The sequence below is a fragment of the Mycobacterium saskatchewanense genome, assembly GCF_010729105.1.
Lineage (GTDB): Bacteria > Actinomycetota > Actinomycetes > Mycobacteriales > Mycobacteriaceae > Mycobacterium > Mycobacterium saskatchewanense.
The window spans coordinates 1,618,014-1,641,195 of the sequence record NZ_AP022573.1; the positions used below are offsets into that span (position 1 = coordinate 1,618,014).

A 23,182-nucleotide genomic window follows, 5' to 3' on the forward strand; every position below is an offset into this window, starting at 1 on the left:
GCGTCCTCGCGGGACGGCGCGATCACCCAACAGCCGCAATTCTGCCTGCCCCACCGCGGTCCCGGGTCTCGGGCGGGTCACGGTACGGGCACGCTCGGACGGTCACTCGTGGGCCAGGTCGCCGGCCATGGCCTCGCGCAGGCTCTTCGGACGCAGGTCGGTCCAGTGGCGTTCGACGTAGTCGAGACACGCGGCGCGGTCGGCCTCGCCGAAAGCTACCCGCCAGCCGGCCGGCACGCTCGCGGCCGCGGGCCACAGGCTGTGCTGCTCCTCGTCGTTCACCAGCACCAGGAAGGCGCCGTTGTCGTCGTCAAAGGGGTTGGTGCTCATCGCGTCTCCTTGTCGTGTGGTGCCTGGACGCGTCGCCCGGGCCCGCGGCGTTCAGGGTAGACCCCAGCACCCGGTCGGACAGTAGTCCGAGGCAGCTGAGGTTGGGGAATCCGGGCCCCTGGGTGAGCCCGGACAGGTTGGGCAGGAACAACTTCGGCGTCAGGTCGACGACGGACAGGTCGTGGCCGATCGCTTCCTGCAGGCTATCCGCATTCAGGGGCCGACCCAGCGCCAGCTCGAGCAGGTCGAGGGCGTCCTGACGGAACAGTGAGGTGAACCAGAGCGGGTCGGCGCCCGACCCGTCGATGACGAGGTCGAAGCCGTGCACGGTCTCGAGGTGCTCGCTGCCCCGATTGGTCGACAGTGTCAACCGGATCTGTCCCTGCCGCGCCACCGCGTGCGCGACCCGGCCGCGCAGGTGATGGATGCGGTCGTCGGCCAGCAGCGCCTCCTGCACGCTCGCCGAGAACACGCCGCGGTCGGTGCGGGCCAGCGCGTCGCGGCGTTCGTCCAGCGTCAGGGCCCCCCAATCGGTCGGGTCCGAGAACAGCGAGTTCTCGAAGAAGCCCTCCCCCCTGGTGAACAGCGTCACCTGCGGGGAGATGACCGTGATGGTCGAAACACGGTGCCGGAAAAGCTCGTTGAGCATCGAGGCGGCCGTCTCCCCGCCACCGATGACCGCCACCCGCTCGGCGGTGATGCGGTCGTGGCCCGCGGCGCGATCCCAGAACTGCGCGATCGACAACACCCGCGGATTGCCGGGCAGCAGCGACTTCTCTGCCTGGCCCGGCCCGGTGATCATCAGCGCGTCGGCGTCCACGGTGGCTTCCCGCGTGTGCAGCGCCCACCGATCACCGGTCACGGCCAGACCCTCCACCTCTCCGTGCACCACGTTGAGGCCGACGTGGTCGGCCACCCAGGCCAGGTACTGGCTCCATCGGCGATGGGTCGGGGCCGGCCTGCCGCGGTCGACCCACTCGGCGAACGACCCCGTCGCGATCAGGTAGGACTGCCAGCTGTAGCGGGTCATCCGTTCGTCGAGTTCGGCGTTGCGGCGGGGAACCAGCGCCGAGCGGTAGGGGAAGCCGACGTCCTTTTCGGGGCTGGTGCCCAGCCGGTGCGCCCCGTCGGTCCAGCCGCCGCTGGCCCGCCAGTTGGCCCCCACGCCGGCGCGCTCGACCGCGACCACCTCGGGCACCTCGACGCCCATGTCGCGCAACACCGATGCCTTGGCGGCCACGGCCACCGCCTTCGCCCCCGCGCCCAGGATCGCCAGTGTGCTCATCGCGCCAACTCCTCCAGCTCTTCAGTCCAAATCTGTTGCAGCGCAGCAATATCTGTGTCGCTGAGAATGTCGGGCAGCGTCCGCCACTGGGTGGCCAGCACGCGCGCATCGCCCGTCCCGAGGATGCCCGCCACCACGGTCAGCTCGTGGCGCACCGCCTGGTGTGGTTCCGGCGCCCACCGCACGCCCGACAGTAGTTCGCGATCGAGGTTCAGGTCGCCGACACCGACGTGGAGGCTGCCGAGGTAGTTGAGCAACAGCTGCGGCTCGGGGTGGTGGCGGAGCGCGCCGTGGGGCCGCAGGTACCGCAGCAGGCCGTAGTCGACGCGGCTGCCCGGGATGCGGGCCAGGTCGGTGGGGCCGTCGGAGTGGATGCGCAGGGGGAAGATCGCGGTGAGCAGGCCGACGGTGTCGCTGGTATCGGCGGCCCCGTCGATGTCGACCTCCGCGCGGCCGTGCGTCTCGAGCGCCAGCAGGGGCGCCGGTGTGGCCTGGCCGCGCCGGCGCCGCCACGCGGTCACCGTGCGCGCCGCCGCGGTGACCAGCAGCTCGTCGATCGGTTGCGCCGCCGACGCTTTGGCCAGCAAGCGGGCGGTCAGGTCGGCGCCACAGGCCGCGACGCTGATCGTCAGATCGCCGACCCGGTCGGTCTCCGGCCGCAGCCGGCGGGCGCCCAGTCGCGGGTCGGGGCCTGCGATTTCGGCGGCCCAGAAGCCCTCGGTGTCCAGGGTCCGGGCCCGTTCGGCCAGCAGCCCCGACCACCGCCGGTAGCTGGTGTGCTCACGCGCGGGTGCGGGTTCCCGCCCCGCGGCGAGAGCGTGCAGACCGGCGTCGAGCTCGCTCAGCACGATGCGCCATGAGGCCGGATCCATCGCCATCACGTGGGCCGTCAGCACCAGCACGCCGGGCGCGCGCAGCCACACCGCCGACACGAGCCGACCGGCCTCCGGGTCGAGGCCCTCGGTCGCGTTCAGCACCTCCTTCGCGACCTCGTCGATCAGGTCGCCTTCGGCCCACGCCTCGGTGAGGAGGCCCGACTTCGGTTGCGGGACAAGCGCCATCGCGCCGCGGTCCAGCCGGCACCGTAGCACCTCGTGCCCGTCGACGACGGCGGACAGCAGCGCGTCCAGGCCCTGGCGGGTGATGGCCTCGGGCAGCGTGATGACTTCGGTCTGCGCGAGGCGGCGCGGGTCCCCGTGCTCGTAGAGCCAATGGACGTTGGGCAGCACCGGGATCGGCTCGCCGGTCTCGGCGTCGCCCGTGGTCAGCGGCTGCGCCGCGGCCGAGTCGACGGCCGCGGCGAGCTCCCGGATCGTTTCGCATTCCACCATCAGCCTGGCCCGCAGCGCGATGCCGCGCCGGCGTGCGGCCTGCACGACCGACAGGGCCACGATGCTGTCCAGACCGAGCTGCAGGAAGCCGGCCGTGATGTCGACGTCGCCGGTGTCCGCCCCCAGGACGTCGGCGAACGCCTCGGCCAGCGCCGTCTCGGTGGGCGTCTCCGGCGGCGTCGCGGAACCCTCGGCCAGATCGATTGCCGCCAGAACCTTTTCGTCGACCTTGCCGTGTGGGGTCAGGGGCAACTGGCTCAGGACGACGATGTGGTGGGGAACCAGGTGGCGGGGCAGGCGGTCGGTCAGCATCGAGCGCAGTTCGGCCGGCGCCGGCGGGTTCGTCCCGCCCGCGACGTAGGCGACGAGCCGGGGACCGCTCGCATGGGGCCGGGTCGTCACGTGGGCTCCGTGTACCCCCGGGTGGGCGCTCAGGACCGCGGCGATCTCTCCCGGCTCGACGCGGAAACCGCGGATCTTCACCTGGTTGTCGCTGCGGCCGAGGAACTCCAGCCCGCCGTCGGGCAGGCGGCGCACCACGTCTCCGGTGCGGTACATGCGGCCGCCCCGGCCGTGCGGGTCGGCAACGAAGCGGGTGGCCGTCTCGGCCGCGCGCCCGAGGTAGCCCCGGGTCAACTGGTCGCCCGCGAGGTAGAGCTCACCCGCGGCGCCGTCCGGCACCGGCCGCAGCCAGGAGTCCAGGATGTACGCCCGGGTGGTGCGGGTCGGGCGCCCGATGGTGGGTCGCGGGTGCTCGTCGATGGCGGCGACGACGGCCTCGACGGTAGTTTCGGTCGGCCCGTAGCAGTTGAAGGCCGTCATGTCCGTGCGCGCGCATTCCGCGCGGATCCCGTTCCACGCCGCGGTGCCCAGGGCCTCCCCCCCGAGCGCGAGGACCGCCAGTGGCACCCGTCGGAGCAGTCCCGCGCTGTACAGCTGGGCGAACATCGACGGCGTGGTGTCGATCATGTCAAGGCCCCACCGGTCGATCACGTCGACCAGCGCCTCGGCGTCGCGCTGGCGGGCGTCGTCGACGATGTACAGCGAGTGGCCGCCGAGCAGGGCCGCCAGCGGTTGCCACGCCGCGTCGAAGGTGAAGGACCACGCGTGCGCGACGCACAGCGGGCGCCCAATTCGGGCCGCCGCCGGCCGCAGCACGCGGTCGATGTGGTCGTCGGCGTAGGCCAGGAGGGCGCCGTGGGTGCCGACGACGCCCTTGGGTGCGCCGGTGGTTCCCGAGGTGAACACCGCGTAGGCGGCCCCGTCGGGGGCCACGATGGCCGCGAGGTAATCATCAGGCGGCCCTTGGGTTTCGGCCGCCGCCATCGCCTCCTCGTCGACGACCACCGAGGCAGACGTCTGCCGCAGGATTTCGCTCAGCCGCTCGGCCGGCATCGACGGGTCCAGCGGCACGATCATGCCGCCGGCCTTCAGGATCGCCAGCATGGCGACGACGTAACTCGGGCCCCGGGGCAGCACGATCGCCACGGGGGCTTCGTCGGCCACGCCTGCCCGGCTGAGCGTGGCGGCCAGCCGGTCGGCCCGCGCATCGAGCTCCCGGTAGGTCAGCCGGCCGTCGGCCCACCGCAGAGCGACCGAATCCGGTTGAGCGGCGGCGACTTCGGAGAATCGGAGGTGCACCGCGCCGCCCGCCGCGCGGGGGTGGGCCGGCCCGGCCACGGCGGAGGCGCGCTCGGCCTCGAGCAGGACGTCGACCTCACGCAGCGGCCGGTCCCACGACGCCACCAACCGCTGCAACACCGCCAGCAGGCGGCCGCCGAGTTCCGCCGGCTTCATGGCGCCCAGCGCGCCGTCGAGCACCTCTACCAGGACGGTCAGCCGCCCCGCCGTCAGGTGCGCGGCGATGGTCACCGGGAAATGCGACACGCTGTCCAGGGCCATCGGGCGGAAGATCGCGCCGTTGGCGGCGAGCTCGGTGGCGCCCACCACCTCGCCCGGTGGGAAGTTCTCGTACACCAGCAGGGTGTCGAACAGCTCGCCGACGCCGGCGATCGAACGCAGTTCGGCGTGCCCCAGATAGCTGTGGTCGCGCAGCGTGGCCGATTCCCGTTGCAGGGCAAGGCATTGCGAACCGACGGGGTGCCGGGGGTCGAGCCGCACCCGTAACGGGACGGTGTTGATGAACAGGCCGACCATTGTCTCCACGCCGGACAGTTCGCCGGGCCTGCCGGACACCGTCACGCCGAAGGTCACGTCGTCGCGACCGGTGAGCGCCGAAAGGGTTATAGCCCAGGCCATCTGAGCCAGCGTGTTGAGCGTTACGCCGCGGTCCCGGGCGGCCTCGGCCAGCGCGGCGGTGGCGCCGGTGTCGAGATCCAGCGTGGTGCGCCGCGGGATGCCCGCCCCGGGCGGGGCGGCGGTGAGCGCCGGCGACAGCAGCGTCGGGCCGTCCAGGCCGTCGAGGTGTTCGGCCCACAGCGCCCGGCTGGCCGACTGGTCGCGGGCGGCCAGCCAGCCGATGTAGTCGCGGTAGGGCCGGGGCGCGGGCGGCAGGGCGGCGGGGTCACCAGCGGCCCGGTACAGCGTGAGCAGCTCGGAGACGAACAGGGGCAGCGACCAACCGTCGATGACGATGTGATGCGCGACGACCGATAGCCGCCACCGCTGCCCGGGCAGTTCGATGAGCAGGAACCGGATCAGCGGGCCGCGGCCCAGATCGAAACGTCGATTGCGCTCTTCGGCTTCCAGCGCCCCGACGTCGCCGGGTTCGGCGCGCACGCAGCGCCAGGGCACCTGCACGCTGGCGGGGATCACCTGTACGGGCCGGCTGAGGTTGCCGTGCACGAAGCTCGCCCGCAGGTTCGGGTGCCGGGTCAGCATCGCCGCGGCGCACCCGCGCAGGAGGGCGACGTCGAGCGGCCCGGCAACATCGGCCGCCATCGCGATGACGTAGGGGTCGGCGTCGCCGGATTCGGTGTCGCTGAGCGCCGCCATCGAGAACAGCCCCTGCTGGAGGGGGCTGAGTGCCAGCACGTCCTCAATGGCCGGTCGCTCGTCGGCCCGCGTCACGGCTGGTGACCCCACGACGAGGTCAGCTCCGCCAGTTCGTCGGCGGACAGCCCCGACGCGCTCATCGGCGCGTGGTGCGTGTCTGCCGAATCGGTTTCGCTTTCCGACTTGGCGTCGAGGGCGGCGGCGAGCTCATGGAGCACGGGATGCTCGAACACCATCCGCGGGGTCAGCGGCAGGCCGGCGTCGCGCGCCTGTGCGGCCACCCGTACGGCGCAGATGCTATCTCCGCCAAGGCTGAAGAACTCGTCGGAGCGCCCGACCTCCCCGGCGTCGAGCACGGCGGCGAGGATGGCGGCCAGGGTGCGCTCGGTGGCGGTGCCGGGCGGCTCGGCGGGCCCGGGGGCCGGTGTGGGCGCCGGCTGCCGCGAGGCCGTGGCCCCGGGCAGCAACACCAGCAGGCCGGCGTCGTCCCACACCCCGCGCTCACCGGTGCGGTAGAGTCTCGAACCCGGTTGCGCCGCAAACGGATCGGCGACGAAGCGGGTGGCGGTCGACGCCGCCTCCGGCAGCCGGGCGCTCGCGGCCGCGCCACCGCCGTAGTACACGTCGCCCACCACACCGACCGGGACGGGCTTCAGCGCGGCGTCCAGCAGGTACACCAGCGCCGCGCCCGAGCGGTCGAGGATGCGCCGCCTCTCCTCGGCGCCGCCGATCTCGACGTCGCGCAGCCGCTGATCGGGGTGGTCAGCGAACGCGTCGAGGACGCGCCCCAGCCACCCGGCGAACCGTTCGACGCTCCCGCGTTTGTACAGTTCGGGGCGGTAGATGACGTGGCCGCGGTAGCCGTTTTCGGACGCGAAGAAGTTGACGGACATGTCGGCGTGCGCGACGTCGAACGTCGGCTCCAGCGCACTGAACGTGGTGTCACCGTCGGGCCCGCTGTCGATCACCTGGGCCTGCGGCAGCTGCTCGCGCACGTGCACCACCACGTCGAACAGCGGGTTGCGCGACAGCGACCGCCCCGGCCGGACGGCGTCCACCACCCGGTCGAACGGCAGGTCCTGGTGGGCGTAGGCCGCCAGCGCCATCTCCCTGGTCCGCCGCAGCACCTCGCGCAGCGTCGGGTCGCCGCGCAGGTCGTTGCGCAGCACCACGATGTTGACGAAGAACCCGATCAGCCGGTCCAAGTCGGCCTCGCCACGGCCGGCCACCGGGGTACCGATGGGGACGTCCGTGCTGCCCCCCGCCTTGTGCAGCACGACGGCGACGGCGGCCTGCAGGAGCATGAACTCCGTGACGCCGAGGTCGCGGGCCAGGGCGGTCAGCTTCCGGCGGGTCGCCGGCCCGAACTCGAACTCGACGGCGTCGCCCGCGCCGCTGAGCAACGCCGGGCGCTCGAAGTCCGGGCGCAGGCCGTCCTCGGGGGTCAACCCCGCCAGCTGGCGCACCCAGTAATCACGTTGGCGGCCGGCGACATCCGCCGCCTCGTCCAGCAGCGCCGCCTGCCAGGCCCCGTAATCCGCGTACTGCACCGGCAGCGGCTCCCAGGCCGGACGCTGGCCCCGGGTCCGGGCCCGGTAGGCGGTCAGCAGATCGGTGAAGAGCACTCCCGCGGACCACTGGTCGCCGGCGATGTGGTGCACCACCAGGGACAGCACGCTCTGACCCGGTACCCGCAGCAGCGCCGCACGGATCGGCCAGTCCGTTTCGAGGTCGAAGACGTGGCGCCGCTCGTCGTCGAGCCGCGCCCGCAGCCAGTCTTCGTCGGGCCCGTCGGCGCGGCGCACCGGCACCTCGGCGGGTGAGTGCACGATCTGGTGCGGCACCCCGTCGATCTCGCGGTAGGTGGTGCGCAGGATCTCGTGCCGCGCCACGACGTCGGTGATGGCCGCCGCCAGCGCGTCGGCGTCGCAGGGGCCGCGCAGGGCGGCCGCGAACGGAATGTTGTTGACGGCGTTGGCGCCGTCGAACCGATAGGTGAACCAGGTCCGCAGCTGCGACGACGACAGCGGCGCGGCACCGTCCCGCGCGGTCGGCACCAACCGCGGCCGGGCCGCCCCGGCGTCGAGCGTGTCGATGTGCCCGGCGATCCGCGCCACCGTCGCGAGCTCGAAGATCTCCCGCACTCCGAGGTCGACCCCGAACGCATTGCGCACCCCCGCAACGAACTTCGTCGCCACCAGCGAGTGGCCGCCGAGGTCGAAGAACGAGTCGTCGGCGCCCACCCGGTCCCGGCCGAGCAGCTCGGCGAACAGTTCGGCGACCCGCCGTTCGGTCGCCGTCCCCGGTTCGCGGAACTCGGCGCCGGCGGTGACCTCGGGTTCGGGCAGCGCGGCCCGGTCGATCTTGCCGTGCGCGGTGATGGGGATCTCGTCGAGCACGACGTACGCTGCCGGCACCATGTATTCGGGCAGCGCCGCGGCCACCCGGGCCCTGATCCGGTCGAGGTCGACGGCCGACACGTCGGCCCTGCCGTCGTCGCCCACCGCGGGCGTCACGTAGCCGACCAGGCTCTTGCCCAGGCGGGGCAGGTCGCTCACCACCACAACGGCCTGCCCGACGCTGGGGTCGACCGAGATCGCCGCGGCGACGTCACCCAATTCGATGCGGAACCCGCGGATCTTGACCTGTTCGTCGGCGCGCCCGACGAATTCGACGTCGCCGTCCGCATTGCGGCGAGCGAGGTCCCCGGTGCGGTACATGCGGGCGCCCGGGCTGAAGGGGTCGGCGACGAAGCGTTCGGCGGTCAGCCGGGGGCGGCGATGGTAACCGTGCGCCAGATGCGTTCCGCCGAGGTAGATTTCGCCGATGACGCCGACCGGTACCGGTTGCAGCGCGTCGTCGAGCAGGTACATGGTGGTGTTGATCTTGGGCCGGCCGATGGGCACGATGCGGGTGCCCTGCGGGCCCTCGACCTTGTACCGGCTGGCGTTGATGACGGTCTCGGTGGGTCCGTAGAAGTTGTGCAGCAGCGCGTCAAAGGTGGCGTGGAACTTGTCGGCCACCTCGCCGGGCAGCGGCTCGCCCCCGATGGGTACCCGCTGCAGCGTGCGCCACTCGTTGACCCCGGGCAGCGACAGGAACAGGCCCAGCAGGGACGGCACGAAATGCATCGCCGTGATGCCCTCGTCGCGCAGCAGGGCGGTGAGGTAGCCGATGTCGTTGAGGCCGCCCGGGCGCGGGATCACCATCCGCGCGCCGCAGGCCAGCGTGCCGAAGATCTCGGCGATCGACACGTCGAAGCTCGGCGAGGCCACCTGCAGCAGTCGGTCGGTGTCGTCGACGCCGTATTCACCCCGGAACCAGGCGAAGTACTCCGCGACCGGGCGGTGCGACACCGCAACGCCTTTCGGCAACCCGGTGGTCCCCGACGTGTAGATCACGTAGGCGGTGTTGTCCGGCCTCAGCGGCCGGACGCGGTTGGCGTCCGTGGGGTCGTCGGCACGCTGGCTGGCCAGGCCACCGACCGGCTCGCGCAGCACCAGCTTCGCGTCGCAGTCGCCGAGGATGAACGTCAGGCGATCGGGCGGGTACGTGGGGTCGACGGGCACATACACCGCGCCGGCCTTGGCGACCCCCAGCGCGGTGATGACCAGGTCCGGCGACTTGTCCAGCAGCACGGCGACCCGGTCCTCGGCGCCGATCCCCCGCTCGATCAGCCAGTGCGCCAAGCGATTTGCGGCCTCGTTGATGTCGCGGTAGGTGAACCGCCTGCCCTCGTAGCTGACGGCGACGGCGTCGGGGGTGCGCGCGGCCTGAGCGGACACCAGCTCGGCCAGCGTGTTGGGTGCGGCGTCGAAGGATTCGCCGCGCGACACCTGGCGCAGCCACGCCGCGTCGGCCTCGCCCATCAGGTTTAGCCGGGCCAGCGGCTTGTCCGGCGCGGCGAGGGCGTCGTCGAGCAGCACGGCGAAGTGGTCGAGCAGCTGGCGCACCAGGGCCGGCTCGAGGATGTCCAGCAGGTGCTCGGCCTCGACCAGCGCACCGGCGCCGTCGAATTCGACCATGAAGCCCAGCGGGAGCTGGGTGAGGTTGCTGCGCAGGTCGTAACGCTCGCACTCGACCCCGGGCGGCCGGAACCCGCCACCGTCGGGCTCGCGGAAGCCGAAGCTGACCCGGGTCATCCGTTCGGCCCCGTGGCGGCGGTCCGGGTTCAGCTCGCGCACCGCGCGATCCAGGCTGACCCGCTGGTGCGCGAACGCGCCGGTGGCGACGTCGCGCGTCGCGGTCAGGAACTGGCGGAAGGTCATCGCCGGGCGTGGCCGCAGCCGCAGCGCCACCGTGTTGCCGAAATACCCGATGCTGTCGTCGGTTCCGGCACCGCGGTTGAGCACGGGCGCGGCCACCAGGAAGTCGTCGCTGTGGCTGTAGCGGTGCATCAGGGCGCCGAACGCGGCCAACAGCACCATGTAGGGGGTGCAGCCGGTGTCGCGCGCCATCGAAATCACCCGCTGGGCGACGTCGGCCGGGAGCCGCAGCGTGCTGCGGGCGGCGCGCCAGTTGCCCGGCATGTTCGTCCCGGCGGGCCCGGGCAGTTCCAGCGGCTCGGGCGGGTCGGCCATCACGGCCCGCCAGTAGTCGAGGTCGGCCTCGGTGGTGTCGGGGCCGGCGGGCGCTGACGCATGGCGCTCCGGTCCCAGACCGGCACCGGTGTAAGCCGTAGTCAGGTCGGCGAAGAACACCCGCCAGGAGCCGTCGTCCCAGGCGATGTGGTGGGCGACCAGCAGCAGGACGTGTTCGTCGGGTGCCGTGCGGGCGACGGTGATCCGCAGCGGCGCGTCTGCGGAAAGGTCGAAGGGCGTGGCGAATTCCCGCTGGGCCAGCACTTCGAGCCGGAGTCGGCGCGCATGGTCCGGCAGGTCGCTCAGATCGTGCTGCGCCCATCCGGGCCGCAGAGCATCGTGCACCGTCGGGCGGGGGTCGCCCTCGTCGCTGACCGTGTACGTGGTGCGCAGTATCCGGTGGCGCCTGGCGACCTCGTCGACGGCGTGGTGCAGCCGGGCGAGGTCGACGTGGCCGGTAATCCGGTAGGAGACGCAGACATTGAGCAACGCGCCGCTGGGGTCGGCCATCTGCACGAACCACATCCGCGCCTGGCCGTCGGACAGCTGGTCGTCGGGCCGGGAGCCCCGGTCCTCGGTACCCGAGGACAGGCCGCGTTCCGCGAGCCTGCGCCGGAGGAGCTCCAGCCGGGCGCCGGTGTCGGCGATCTCAGTCACGCGCAATATCCACCTTCTGTGCTCGGGCGCTCGTTCGCGCCCTCGAGTTGGTCGACGAGTCCCTCGCCGGTGATCTCGCCCATCAGCGTCGCCAGGGTCACCGTCCGGCCGGTCGTGCGCTGGAGACGCTTTCGTAGGTCGAGCGCCATCAGCGAGTCGATGCCCAGGTCGAAGAGCGATTCGGTCAGGTCGATCTCGCCGGGCCGCCCGGTGCCGAGCACGTCTGCCAACTCGCGGCGCACCGCATCGATGATCGGAACCCGTAGCTCGGGCGTCGGCCGCTCGGTGAGAGTCTCAGACCGCCTGCCGTCCAGGAAGATTCGCAACCGGCCCGCGTCGGCGGCGAACACCAGCGGGTCGTCGCCCCACTCGCGCAGGCTCGCCTCGATCGCCTTGCCCGGCTCCATCGGGCGCAGTCCGGACCGTTCGACGTCCGCGACGCCGGCCGCGTCGGCGATGCCCCGGCCCAGGGTCGCCTGGCCCTGCCACAGCCCCCAGCGCACCGCCGCGCAATGCCTGCCCCGGGACCGGATCTGGGCGGCCAGCACGTCGAGCAGGCGGTTGGCGGCCGAATACGCGGCGTGTCCGCGCCCGCCCCACACCCCGGAGACAGAGGAACACAACAGCATTCGCGCGTCGCCCCGCAGAGGCCACAGTTCGGCCAGCTGCTCCAGCCCCTTGACCTTGGCGGCGAAGGTGTCCGCGACGGCGGCCGCCGACAATCCGGCGGGGGCACCGAACGCGGCGGCGCCGGCGGCATGCACGATCAGCGAAGCACCGCCACCGCCGTATTGCGCCGCGACGCTGGACAGTTCGGCGGCGTCGGTGATGTCGCACGGCGCCGCCACGACCCGCGTGCCGTATCGGCCCGTCAGGCCCCGCAGCACTTCGGGGTCCGCCGGGCGGCGGCTCAGCAGGACGATGCGCCCGGCGCCGCGGTCGGCGAGGTGGCGGGCGTAGTGGGTGCCGACAGTGCCCGACCCGCCGGTGATGACGACATCCTCCAGCGCGCCGGGATCCAACGGCCGCGGCAGGGCGGGCACGTCGCGGAACGTGCGCTCGAACAACGCGCAGCCGTCGGCAAAGTCGCGCAGCGCGGCGTCACCGCGACCGGACAGCAACGCCTCCACGACGACCTCGGCGGCCGCCGGTGTCAGCTCCCATGACGGCAGATCCATCTGTGTGAAGGCGTGCTCGGGATGCTCGTACCCGACGCTGCGGTGCATAGCGGCCAGCGCCGCCTGCACGGCCGACGGGGGGGCGCCTTGGCCGCCGACGCGCTCGGCGGCCACGGTGACCAGACAGACGGCGCGGCACCGCGGCCCGAGCGCGTCCGCGTAGCCGAGCAGGCCGGTCCCGATCAGGTCGGTCACGGTATCGGCGGCCCGGCCGGCGTCGGGCACGTCGAGCGCGGGCGCAACCGCCACGACGACGTCGGACTCCCGCGGCCCGCCGAGCTCGGCCAACGGGTGCGACCCGATCGCCGCGCGCAGCGCCCCGCCGAGCGCGCCGTCACGGCCCAGATCGATCACGGCGACGCGCACGCGCGGCCCGGCGTACGCCAAGTTCCGCGGCGCCGGTTCCCAGCGCTCGACGGTGGCCTTGAGCGCGAGGCCGGCGCCGGGCAGGGGAGGCAGCGGCTCGGGGTGCGCCCACAGCGGGATGGCCCGCATCGGCGCGTTCGGAAAACCGTGCAGGAAAGCGCCGTCGCCATCAAGGTAGTCGCCCCAGGCGTGGCCCGGATCGGCCACCGCCACGGTGGCGATGTTCGCCGACAGCGCGTCGGCCAGCGGCTCGCCGCGGCGCGCCGAGCCGACCAGTACCGCCGCGTCCTCGGCCTGACGGTCCTCGAAGACCTGGCCGATCGACACCAGCAGCGCGGGATGCGGCGACACCTCGACGAACGACCGCGCGCCGCAGCGGATCGCCGAGGAGAACGCCCGGTCCAGCCGGACCGTGTTGCGGAGGTTCGCAAACCAGTAGTCGCCGAACGGGGTGCCGGGCGTGACGACGTCGCCGTTTGCGCCACCGATGAATTGCACGGGTGTGTCGGCGAATTCGGCGGCGGGCAGCAGGGCGAGGAATTCGTCGCGGAGCCCATCGAGCAGGCTGGTGTGTCCCGGGAAGCCCGCGGTGATCTCGCGGGCGAACCGACCGCCGGCGTGCACCGCGTCGACGAGTGCGGCCACCGCGTCGCGATCGCCAGACACCGCGACGCTCGATCCGGAGTACACGACCGACAACTCCGCCCAGCCGTCGGTCGCCGCGATGAGGGCCTCGGCCGCCCCGGCGTCGACGCCCAGGGTCGCCATCGCGTAGCGCCCGGGGAGGCGGCCGACCACGCTCGCGCGGGCGGCGACGACGGCGACGGCGTCCGGCAGCGTGATGCTGCCGGCGACGTACGCCGCGGCGACCTCGCCGAGGCTCTGGCCGACGGTGAGGTCGGGGCGCACACCGCAGCCGCGCCACACCTCCGCCAGGCCGACGGCGTGCACGAATTGCGCCGTCTGGACCTCGATCTCCGAGAAGGCTTCTGTTTCGTCGGCGGCCGTCAGATAGCGCAGCGCCGATCCGGCGCCGGCGGCCGCGAACGCCTCGGCACAGCGGTCGACCGCGGCGCGATAGTCCGCAAGCGTCTGGTAGGCGGCGGCGCCCATGCCCGGCCAGTGCCGGCCCTGGCCCGGGAACACGAACGCCTGGCGCGGGGCGGCGCCGAGGGCCGATCTGGAGACGAGCGGATGCTCGCGCCCTGCGGACAGCGCGCGCAGCCCGTCGGCGAGCTCGCGGCGGTCCCCGGCCCGTAACACCGCGCGGTGCTTGCGGACGCGCCGGGTGGAGCGCAGCTGCCCGGCCACGTCGGCCACAGTCGCCTCGGGGTGGCGGTCGAGGTAGTCGGCGATCGCCCGCGCGTCCGCGGCGACCAGGTCATCGCCGTGTGCGCTGAGCAGCACCGGGATTCGCCCGTCGGGCAGCCGTTTGAGGACTGTCACGCGACCTTGCCCCCGGGCGCGTCGTCGGGCATCGAGACGATCAGGTGGGTGTTGGTGCCGCTCATCCCGAACGCGGACACCGCCGCGGTGCGCCAGCCATCGACGGCCGGCCATGGCGTCAGCTTGTCCGCCAGCCGCAAGCCCTGGCTCTCCCAGTCGATTTCGCGGCTGGGCTCGTCGACGTGCAGGGTCGGGGGTATCGCGGCGTGTTCGGCCGACACGATGACCTTGGCCAGGCCCAGTGCGCCCGCCGCGGCCTGCGCATGCCCGATGTTGGACTTGACCGATCCGAGGAGCGGGCCCCGTCCGGCCGGCGCGGTGCCGTAACTGGCCGCGAGCGAGAGCAATTCGGCCCTGTCGCCGAGGCGGGTTCCGGTCGCGTGCCCCTCGACCATCCCGACCCCGGCGGGCTCGACCCCCGCCTGCACCAGCGCGCGCCGAAACAGCCGCAGCTGCGCCTCACCGCTGGGAGCCATCAGGCCGTTGCTGCGTCCGTCGGAGTTCAGGCCACTGGCACGCACCTGGGCGAGGATGCGCCGCCCGTCGGCCAGCGCCCTCGACCGGCGCTGCAGCACGAACATGGCCGCGCCCTCGGCCCAGACCGTTCCGCTGGCATGCGCGCTGTAGGGCCGGCAGTGGCCGTCGTCGGACAGGGCGTGCTTCTTGGAGAATTCGACGAAATACCCCGGCGTGCCCATCACGCAGACGGCGCCCGCAAGCGCGAGATCGCAGTCGCCGGAGCGGATCGACTGCACGGCACTGTGGATCGCCGATATCGCCGACGAGCAGGCGGTGTCGACCGTCACCGCCGGCCCCGCCAGGTCCAGCGTGTAGGCGATGCGCCCGGAGATGACCGCCAGCGACGTCCCGGTGATCAGATGGCCACTGTGGTGGGAGAACTCGGACAGGCCCGGGCCGTATTCGAGTCCGGAGGCACCGACGTAACAACCCACGTCGTGCCCGGCGAGGTCGTCGGGGTTCATGCCGCCGTTTTCCAGGCTGCGCCACGCCACCCGCAGCGCGACCCGCTGCTGGGGGTCCATGGCGGCCGCTTCGCGGCGGGAGATGCCGAAGAAGTCGGGATCGAATGTCGTTGCGCTGGAGAGGAATCCGCCGAGATCACAGATCGGTTTGAAGCCGTCCCGCCGCGATCCGTCGAAGAGCTCGCGCAGCGCCCAGCCGCGGTCGGCGGGGAACGGGCTGAGCGCCTCCCGCTGTTCGGACAGCAACGCCCAGTAGTCCTCCGGGGTTTCGACCCCGCCCGGCGCCTCGAGCGCCAGGCCCACGATGACGACGGGGTCGTTATCGGACATGGGCGCTCACCATCCGGGCCACCGCGTCGAGGTGATCGTTGAGGTAAAAGTGGCCGCCCTCGAATTCGGACACCGTGAATCGGCCGGAGGTGTGAGTCTCCCAGCTGGCCAACACCTCTCGGCTGATCCGATGGTCGTGATGGCCACCGATCGCGTGGATGTCGGCACCGATCCGGACGTCGGGTCGACAGGAATACGTGTTCAGGGCGCGGTAGTCGGCCTGGACCGCACGCACCAGCAGGTCGACGAATTCCTCGTCGTCGAGCAGCGCGGGATCGGTGCCGCCGAGGTCGACCATGTCGGCCAGCACGCCGTCGGCACTGGTCGGCAGCGGCCCGTACCCGGATGCGGTCGACGGGGATTGCCCGGCGGATGCCCACAGGACGCGCACCGGCACCCCGTTGCGTTCGGCGACGCGGGCGAATTCGAAGGCGACCACCGCCCCCATGCAATGGCCGAACAGGCTCAGCGGGGCCACCGAAGCCCAGTCGCCCGCCTCGAACAGCTCGTGCGCGAGCGCCTCGATGCTGTCCGCCGCGGGGTGGCTTCGCCGGTCGGCGCGCTGCGGGTACTGCACCACATAGGCGTCTACGTCGTTGGCCGACAGCGCTTTGGCCAGCGGTCGGTAGGCCGCAGCGGCGCCACCGGCATGCGGGAACACCACCACCGAGCCGCGTGTCGCGCCGCCGGTGAATCGCTTGATCCAGGGTTGGAACTCCCGCTTGTCGGGTTCGGTTGCCGCTGGTTGGCCGGCGTCCGAGTCGAGCTCGGTCAGCACGTCGACGCTCGACATGTCCACGATCTCCAGGTAGACCTCGGCGACCAGCTCGAGGCGTTCGCCGTCGGGTTCCCGGCCGACGAGCAGCCGGGCAAGGGTGGCGGGGGTCCGGGCGGCGAAGACGTCGGCCACCATCAGGCTCGGCGAATCGAGCCACTGCCGGATGCTCGCGACGGCCTGCGTAGCGCGCACGGAATCGCCACCGAGGGAGAAGAAGTCGTCGTGGATGCCGACGGTCTCCGCGTCCCGGTCGAGGAGACCCGCGACGATATGGCAGAGCGCCCGCTCCAGCCGCGACCGGGGCGCCTCGTACGAGGCCGACGTGCCACCCGGTTGATCGGTGATCGCCGCCGCGAGGTGGGCGGTGACGGCGCGCCGGTCGATTTTGCCGCCGATGAACGGGATGCGCTCGACGACACAGACGTGTTTCGGAACCATGTGCGCCGGAACGAGATCGGCGACCGCCTCGCGGATCCCCTGGGTCGTCAGCGAACCGTCGTCGAGGCAGACGGCGGCGGCGAGCACGTCGGTGCCCGGCAACAGGGCCGCCACCGCCGAGCGCACCCCGGCCACCCGGCGCAGCGCGGACTCGATCTCGCCGAGTTCGACCCGGTACCCGCTGACCTTGATCCGGTGATCGGCCCGGCCGACGAACTCAAGGGTGCCGTCGGGCCAGTAGCGGGCCAGATCGCCGCTGCGGTACCAGGTCCGGCCCTCGTGGTGGACGAACCGCTGCGCGGTCAGTTCGGGGCGCCCCCGGTAACCGCGGGCGATCCCCCGCCCGGAGAACCACAGCTCACCCGCGACCCAGTCCGGGCAGTCGGCGCCCGCGTCGTTGACCACCCGGCAGGCCATGTTGGGGAACGGCCGGCCGTAGGGCACCGCGGTCCAGTCCGAAGGCAGCTCCTCGGTCACCTCGAAAAGGGTTGCGTGCACCGCGGTTTCGGTGGCACCGCCGAGTCCCGCGAAGCGAAGGTCCGGCGCCTGTTCCCGCAGCCGGCGGGCCAGGCCGGGCCGCACCCAATCGCCGCCGGTGAGCACGGCCCGCACGGACGACAGCCGGTCGTGGCCGACCTCGACGAGCATTTCGAGCCAGCCGGGCAGGAAATTCAGGACGGTGACCCGGTGGTTGTCGATGAGCCGGGCCCAGGCGTCGGGATCGCGGCGCTGTGCTTCGTCCACCACCACGATCGCACCGCCCGAACGCAGCGTGGCGAAGACGTCCAACACCGACAGGTCGCATTCCAGGTGCGACAGGGCCAGGCAGCGGTCGGCCGGACCGAAATCGAAATGGCCGCTGAGAAATTCGACGGTGTTCATCGCGCCGTCGTGCGTCATCTCGACACCCTTGGGCTCGCCGGTCGAGCCGGAGGTGAACAAGACATACGCGAGGCCCGCGGGGTCCACCGCCGGAAGGTGGACGTCGACCGCGGCGGGCGCGTCGCGGATCACATCGGCGAGCATCACCTCGGTCACCGGCACCGACAGGCGCCGCCCGCCACAGACCAGCGCCAGCCGCACGCCGCCGGTCGCGAGGATCCGCTCCGCGCGGTCGCTCGGCTGGTCGACTCCGATCGGCAGGTAGACCGCGCCGGCGGCGAGGATGCCCAGCAGCGCCGGCAGCTGCTCGGCGGTCTTCGGACCCATCACCGCGACGGTGTCCCCGGCGCCGACCCCCGCCGCGCCCAGGGCCGCCGCCACCGCCAGCGCCTGGTCACGCAGCCGCGCATACGTCAGGTCGCCGGAGGACGCGAACACCGCGGGCGCGTCCGGCCGGGCGGCGGCCCGCCGAAAGAACCCGTCGTGCAACGCATCTCCGCTGGGCTCGGCGGCGCGGTCGTTGTCCGCGTCGCGCACCGCCCGCTGCCCGGCCGGCAGGCATGAGATATCCGGCGCGTCCCACGCGTCGTCGGCGGAGGCCAGCCGGACCAGTTCGTCGACGTGGGCGGCGAACATGGCGTCGATGACGCCCGGCGGGAAGACACCGTCGCGCACGTCCCAGTTCACCAACACCCCGCCGCCGAACTCGGTGACCTGCGCGTCAAGGAGCACCTGCGGCCCCTGCGAGATGATCCAGGCGGGGGTGCCGAACTGCCCCGTGACCTCGGCGCTGAACAGCTCCCCCAGGCCCAGCGCGCTGGTGAAGACGACCGGCGCCAGCACCTGGGTGCCGCGATGGCGGCTGAGATCGCGCAGCACGGACAGCCCGGGGTAGGCGGAATGGGCGGCCGCCGTTCGCATCGCGTCCTGCACCGCGAGTCCGCGCGCCGATGCGGTTTGCGCCCCGGTCAGGTCGACGTCGAGCAGGAGCGACGAGGTGAAGTCGCCGACGAGCGAGTCGACGTCGGGGTGCAGGGCCTGGCGCCCGAACAGCGGCACGTTCAGGAGGAATCGAGGCGTGGTCGACCAGCGCGCCAGCGCGTTGGCGAACGCCGCGGCCAGCGCCATGGCCGGGGTGATGCCCCGCGCCTGGGCGCGGGCGAACAGTGCGTCGCGGATGGTCGGCTCCAGCCAGTGCCAGCGCCGGGTGCTCTGCCGCGACTTCCGCCCGCCGATCGACGGCAGGGCCGGCGGGTCGGGCAGTTCCGGGATGCGCCGCGCCCACCAGTCGCGGTCGGCGTCGCGCGCCGGGTGCGACCGCGTCTCGGCCGCCTCGACGGTCACGCGATACTCGCGATAGGTGTAGCCCAGTTCCGGGAGGTCCCGGCCGCCATACAGCGCCGCCAGGTCGGCCATCAGGGTGCGGTAGCTCATCGCGTCGGCGGCCTGCATGTCCAAGTCGACGTGCAGGCGCGAGCGCTCGCCGGGCAACAGCGTCACCGCGAGCTCGAAGACCGCACCGTCGAGCTGCTGGTGCGATTTGGCGTTGCGGATGGCGGCCAGCCGCCGGTCGACATCCCGGTCGAAGCGGAGATCTTCCACGCCGACCGGAAAATCGCCGCATTCGTCCGGCTCGGGTATCCGCTGGGTGCCGTCGGGCAGGAACCGCACCCGCAGCATCGGGTGCCGGACCGCCAGCGCGGTGGCTGCCGCACGCAGGCGGTCGGGATCGATGGGCCCGCCGTCAAATTCGACGTAGAGGTGCCCGGCCACGCCGCCGAGCTGCTGGTCGTCATGGCGGCCGACCCACATCGCGTGCTGCATGGGGGCCAGCGGGAAGGGCTCACCGGCGTGCGAGGGCGCGCCGTCCGGCGCGGTGGGCGGCGCGGCTTCGGTGGCGGGCGCAGAGGTCGCCACCAGCTGCGCCCAGGCCGCGATGGTCGGCTCGGCGGCCAGCGTCGCGAAATCGACGGCGATGCCCTGGCGCCGCCAGCGTCCGGCCAGCGTCATCATCCGGATGGAGTCCAGGCCTTGGCTGATCAGGTTGCCGTCCGGCCGCACGGCGCCGGCCTCGACGCCAAGCAGGTCGGCCACCTCCGCACGGATCTCCTCCACGCAGGCCGGGGCATGCACCACGAACCCTCCTTAGCAAAGGCTTGCCTAATTTTCTCGTTACCCTATCGTTGAGCCCTGCGTCCCGCTACTACGCCCCCGGCTACACCTCAAGAAGGAGCCCAATGGCTTCGAGCACGCCGCCAGGCTTGGCCGGCTTCGTCCCGTTTCCCGCCGAGCGCGCCGCCTCCTACCGGGCGGCCGGCTACTGGTCGGGACGAACCCTGGACACGATCTTGAGCGACGCGGCGCAGCGATGGCCCGAGCGGATCGCCGTCGTCGACGCTCTCGCCGAGCGCGGACTGAGCTATGCCGAATTCGACGCGCAGGCCGATGGGGCGGCAGCCGGGTTGCGCGACGCGGGCATCGCGCCGGGTGATCGCGTGCTGCTGCAGCTGCCGAACGGCAGCCGATTCGCGGTGGCGCTCTTCGGCGTGCTGCGCGCGGGCGCCATTCCGGTGATGTGCCTGCCGGGCCATCGGGCGGGCGAACTGGCTCACTTCGCGACGGTCAGCCAGGCCGTCGGGCTGATCATCGCCGACATCGTGGGGGGGTTCGACTACCGGGCGATGGCGCGCGGGCTGGTCGCCGACCATCCCGGCCTCCAGCATGTTTTCGTCGACGGCGATCCTGGCCCGTTCACGTCGTGGCGCGGCGTGTGCGAGTCGGCCCCGGCCGGACCGGCCGCGCCGCCCGCCGATCCGGGCTCACCCGCGTTGCTGTTGGTCTCCGGAGGCACCACCGGCGTCCCCAAACTGATCCCCCGCACGCACGACGACTATGTGTTCAACGCGACGGCGAGCGCCGAGCTGTGCCGACTGACCGCCGACGACGTCTACCTGGTGGCGCTTCCCGCCGGGCATAACTTCCCGCTGGCGTGTCCGGGCCTGCTCGGGGCGATGACCGTCGGGGCCACCACCGTGTTCGGCACCGACCCCAGCCCGGAGGCCGCCTTCGAAGCGATCGCGCGCCACGGTGTCACGGTCACCGCGCTGGTGCCGGCGCTGGCCAAGCTGTGGGCGCACGCCTGCGAGTGGGAACCTTTGCCGCCGAAGTCGTTGCGGCTGTTGCAGGTTGGCGGGGCCCGGCTGGAACCTGAGGACGCGGCCCTGGTGCGCGCGGCGTTGACCCCGGGGCTGCAGCAGGTGTTCGGCATGGCCGAGGGGTTGCTGAACTTCACCCGCCTCGACGACCCGCCGGAGCTGCTCGACCACACCCAAGGGCGACCGCTGTGCGCCGCCGACGAGCTGCGCATCGTCGACGGCGACGGCAACCCCGCGCCGCCGGGCGGCGAGGGCGAGTTGTTGGTGCGCGGGCCGTATACGTTCAACGGCTACTTCCGCGCCCAGCGCGACAACGAACGCTGCTTCGACCCCGACGGCTTCTACCGAAGCGGCGATCTCGTCCGGCTCCGCGACGACGGCTACCTGCTGGTCACCGGGCGCGTCAAGGACGTCATCTGCCGCGGCGGGGAAACGATTTCCGCGGCGGACCTCGAGGAGCACATGCTGAGCCACCCGGCGATCTTCGCGGCCGCCGCGGTCGCGTTACCTGATCCCTACCTAGGCGAAAAGATCTGCGCCGCGGCCGTGTTCGCCGGACCGGCGATCACCCTGGCGGAACTCAACGCCCACCTCGACGAACGCGGCGTCGCGGCGCATGCCCGCCCCGATGTGCTCGTCCCGATGGCGGCCCTGCCGACCACGCCGATCGGCAAGGTGGACAAGAAGGCCATCGCGCGGCACGTCAGCGGGAGATGAGTCTCCGCGACCGCACCCCTTTCGCGGGCTCCTCTACCGATGGACCCGTAAAGCGAGGTAATAATCGTGACGGTGGGCGTTGTCAATGGTGTAGCGCTGCGCCTGTGCGACGGCGTCGTGGTCGGAATCGAGCCAACGCTCGGTGCGCTGCCGCTTGAACTCGGCCCAGGACGACACGGTGAATCTCTCCAGGACCACGTCGGGGCGTTCCGCACTCCGATACAGCTGCCAGCTATGACCACCGGTCCGCAGTCGTGATCGCCTCACCGCCGTCATCGCGGCGACGAAGTCGTTGAGGTTCTCAGACGACACCTGATACTGCACGGTGACAAGCACCGGTCCATCGTTGGGACGCGGTTCGAACACGATCATCGGTGAAGCCCAACACGTGGAGATATCGCGGCTCAGCAGGCCGGTAGACGCCCGCAACGGAAGCGCGGCGACGCTGACGGCGACTGCCCCCAGCAACGCCGCCGACCAGGTCAGCGCGAGAACCAGCCCCGCTCGCGTCGCAACGACGCCCCAGAGCCACGAGCCCGCGGCCTGAGATCCCGTGAAAACCAACAGATACACAGACAGCCCGCGGGCCCGGACCCACCTCGGCAGGTGCAGCTGTGCCGCCGCGTTCAATGTCGCCAGCGTGATCAGCCAGGACATGCCCGAAAACACCAGAATGGGCGTTGCCGCGGCGAAAGGCAGCCAGGCCACCGCCAGCGGTGCGCAGCCGTACACGCCAGCGCAACCCGCCAGCAACACGTTGGCTGACACTTTCCGGCGCAACGGCGTGGCGACCACGACAGCGAGCGTCGCGCCGAAACCTATGGCGCCCAGCGCCATACCGTAGCCACTGGCTCCCAGGTGCCACCGGTGGGCGGCGGCTACCGGCAACAGAGCCAGCATGGCCGACGCGGGAAACAGGAAAAGCGCCGCACGCAACAGGATCCTGCGGAAGATAGGACTGTTGACGACGTACAGCAGGCCAGTGCCGATGGCCTGGAGGACGTGTTCTCGTTCGACGGAGACGGCGGGCGGGGGTCGCTTCCACCGGACCAGTGCCACGATGATCCCGGCAAACGATATTGCGTTGATCCCGAACACCGCCGCCGGGCCGGCCAGCGCCACCGCGACGCCGCCGATTGCCGGCCCAATCGCCAGGGCGGCGTTGGCCGAGACGCTGGACAACGTCGAGGCGGCCGGTATCTGCTCGCGGGGGACTACCTCGGGCTGAATCGCTTGCCAGGCGGGTGCGGTCAGCGCAGAGGCACAGCCGATGGCGACGGTGAACATCAACAGTGCCGTGGGGGTTAGGCGACCGGCGAAGGTCAGTGACGCCAGCGCCAGCCCGACCAAGACCGCATACGACTGCAGAACGATCAGTAACCGCCGCCGGTCGAACAGGTCGGCCAACACTCCGGCGAGTAATCCCAGGAGGAGCGTTGGCCCCAGACTGGCCGTCTGGACGAGTGCCACCGTGACGGCGTTGCTGTGTTCCTCGATCAGGAACCACTGCGCAGCAACACTTTGCATCCATGTCCCGATGTTGGAAACGAACTGCGCGATGAACAGCGAGCGGTACAAGCGATTGCGCAACGGCGTTGCCGGTTGGAGGCCGACGGCGCTTCCCCGGCCTGCAGTCGCCGTCGGCTCGGTCGGCGACAGGTCGTCCGCCCGGCCCACCGGCCCTGGACGACGAGCCTCTTGCAACGGCCAATTATCTGACATGGCGGCAACGCCTTTCGCGTTGTGCAGGGAAGCAAAAGTTTAAGTCACG

At 71.9% G+C, this 23,182-nt stretch carries 8 protein-coding genes and 1 pseudogene; 1 reads left to right on the forward strand and 8 read right to left on the reverse strand.

The window, feature by feature from the left end; genetic code table 11:
* Positions 1-102 precede the first annotated feature (102 nt).
* From G6N56_RS07555 to G6N56_RS07585, 7 genes and pseudogenes are all read right to left on the reverse strand, one after another.
* Positions 103-330: an MbtH family protein gene (locus G6N56_RS07555; RefSeq protein WP_085254740.1), complete on the reverse strand. Its 228-nt coding sequence runs from the start codon at positions 328-330 to the stop codon at positions 103-105.
* Positions 311-1,615, reverse strand: coding sequence for an NADPH-dependent L-lysine N(6)-monooxygenase MbtG (gene mbtG, locus G6N56_RS07560; RefSeq protein WP_085254741.1), 1,305 nt, complete (start codon positions 1,613-1,615; stop codon positions 311-313). Before mbtG ends, G6N56_RS07555 begins: the two co-directional genes overlap by 20 nt.
* Positions 1,612-5,976 carry a non-ribosomal peptide synthetase gene (locus tag G6N56_RS07565; protein ID WP_197746660.1) on the reverse strand — a complete coding sequence of 1,455 codons (4,365 nt, stop codon included), beginning with the start codon at positions 5,974-5,976 and terminating at the stop codon, positions 1,612-1,614. The genes mbtG and G6N56_RS07565 overlap by 4 nt, the downstream gene beginning before the upstream one ends.
* A complete protein-coding gene (locus tag G6N56_RS07570) occupies positions 5,973-11,138 on the reverse strand; it encodes a non-ribosomal peptide synthetase (RefSeq protein ID WP_085254743.1) in 5,166 nt (1,721 codons plus the stop codon). Before G6N56_RS07570 ends, G6N56_RS07565 begins: the two co-directional genes overlap by 4 nt.
* Positions 11,131-14,128 (reverse strand): annotated as a pseudogene (gene mbtD, locus G6N56_RS07575) (mycobactin polyketide synthase MbtD). Before mbtD ends, G6N56_RS07570 begins: the two are co-directional and overlap by 8 nt.
* The gene (locus G6N56_RS07580; RefSeq protein ID WP_085254745.1) at positions 14,125-15,441 is read right to left on the reverse strand and encodes a beta-ketoacyl [acyl carrier protein] synthase domain-containing protein; all 1,317 of its coding nucleotides are present in this window, start codon (positions 15,439-15,441) and stop codon (positions 14,125-14,127) included. Before G6N56_RS07580 ends, mbtD begins: the two are co-directional and overlap by 4 nt.
* Positions 15,431-19,675: a non-ribosomal peptide synthetase gene (locus tag G6N56_RS07585; RefSeq protein WP_085254746.1), complete on the reverse strand. Its 4,245-nt coding sequence runs from the start codon at positions 19,673-19,675 to the stop codon at positions 15,431-15,433. Before G6N56_RS07585 ends, G6N56_RS07580 begins: the two co-directional genes overlap by 11 nt.
* 101 nt (positions 19,676-19,776) lie before the next feature.
* Between G6N56_RS07585 and G6N56_RS07590 the strand changes: the two genes are divergently transcribed.
* Positions 19,777-21,411, forward strand: coding sequence for a (2,3-dihydroxybenzoyl)adenylate synthase (locus tag G6N56_RS07590; protein WP_085254747.1), 1,635 nt, complete (start codon positions 19,777-19,779; stop codon positions 21,409-21,411).
* A 33-nt stretch (positions 21,412-21,444) separates the two neighbouring features.
* Here G6N56_RS07590 and G6N56_RS07595 read toward each other — a convergent pair whose 3' ends face one another.
* Positions 21,445-23,133: an MFS transporter gene (locus tag G6N56_RS07595; RefSeq protein ID WP_085254748.1), complete on the reverse strand. Its 1,689-nt coding sequence runs from the start codon at positions 23,131-23,133 to the stop codon at positions 21,445-21,447.
* Between the last annotated feature and the right edge of the window lie 49 nt (positions 23,134-23,182).

Excerpts from the sequence above, each read along its gene's own strand:
- G6N56_RS07555 (WP_085254740.1), bottom strand. The coding sequence starts at position 330 with ATGAGCACCAACCCCTTTGACGACGACAACGGCGCCTTCCTGGTGCTG.
- mbtG (WP_085254741.1), bottom strand. The coding sequence starts at position 1,615 with ATGAGCACACTGGCGATCCTGGGCGCGGGGGCGAAGGCGGTGGCCGTG.
- G6N56_RS07580 (WP_085254745.1), bottom strand. The coding sequence starts at position 15,441 with ATGTCCGATAACGACCCCGTCGTCATCGTGGGCCTGGCGCTCGAGGCG.
- G6N56_RS07590 (WP_085254747.1), top strand. The coding sequence starts at position 19,777 with ATGGCTTCGAGCACGCCGCCAGGCTTGGCCGGCTTCGTCCCGTTTCCC.
- G6N56_RS07595 (WP_085254748.1), bottom strand. The coding sequence starts at position 23,133 with ATGTCAGATAATTGGCCGTTGCAAGAGGCTCGTCGTCCAGGGCCGGTG.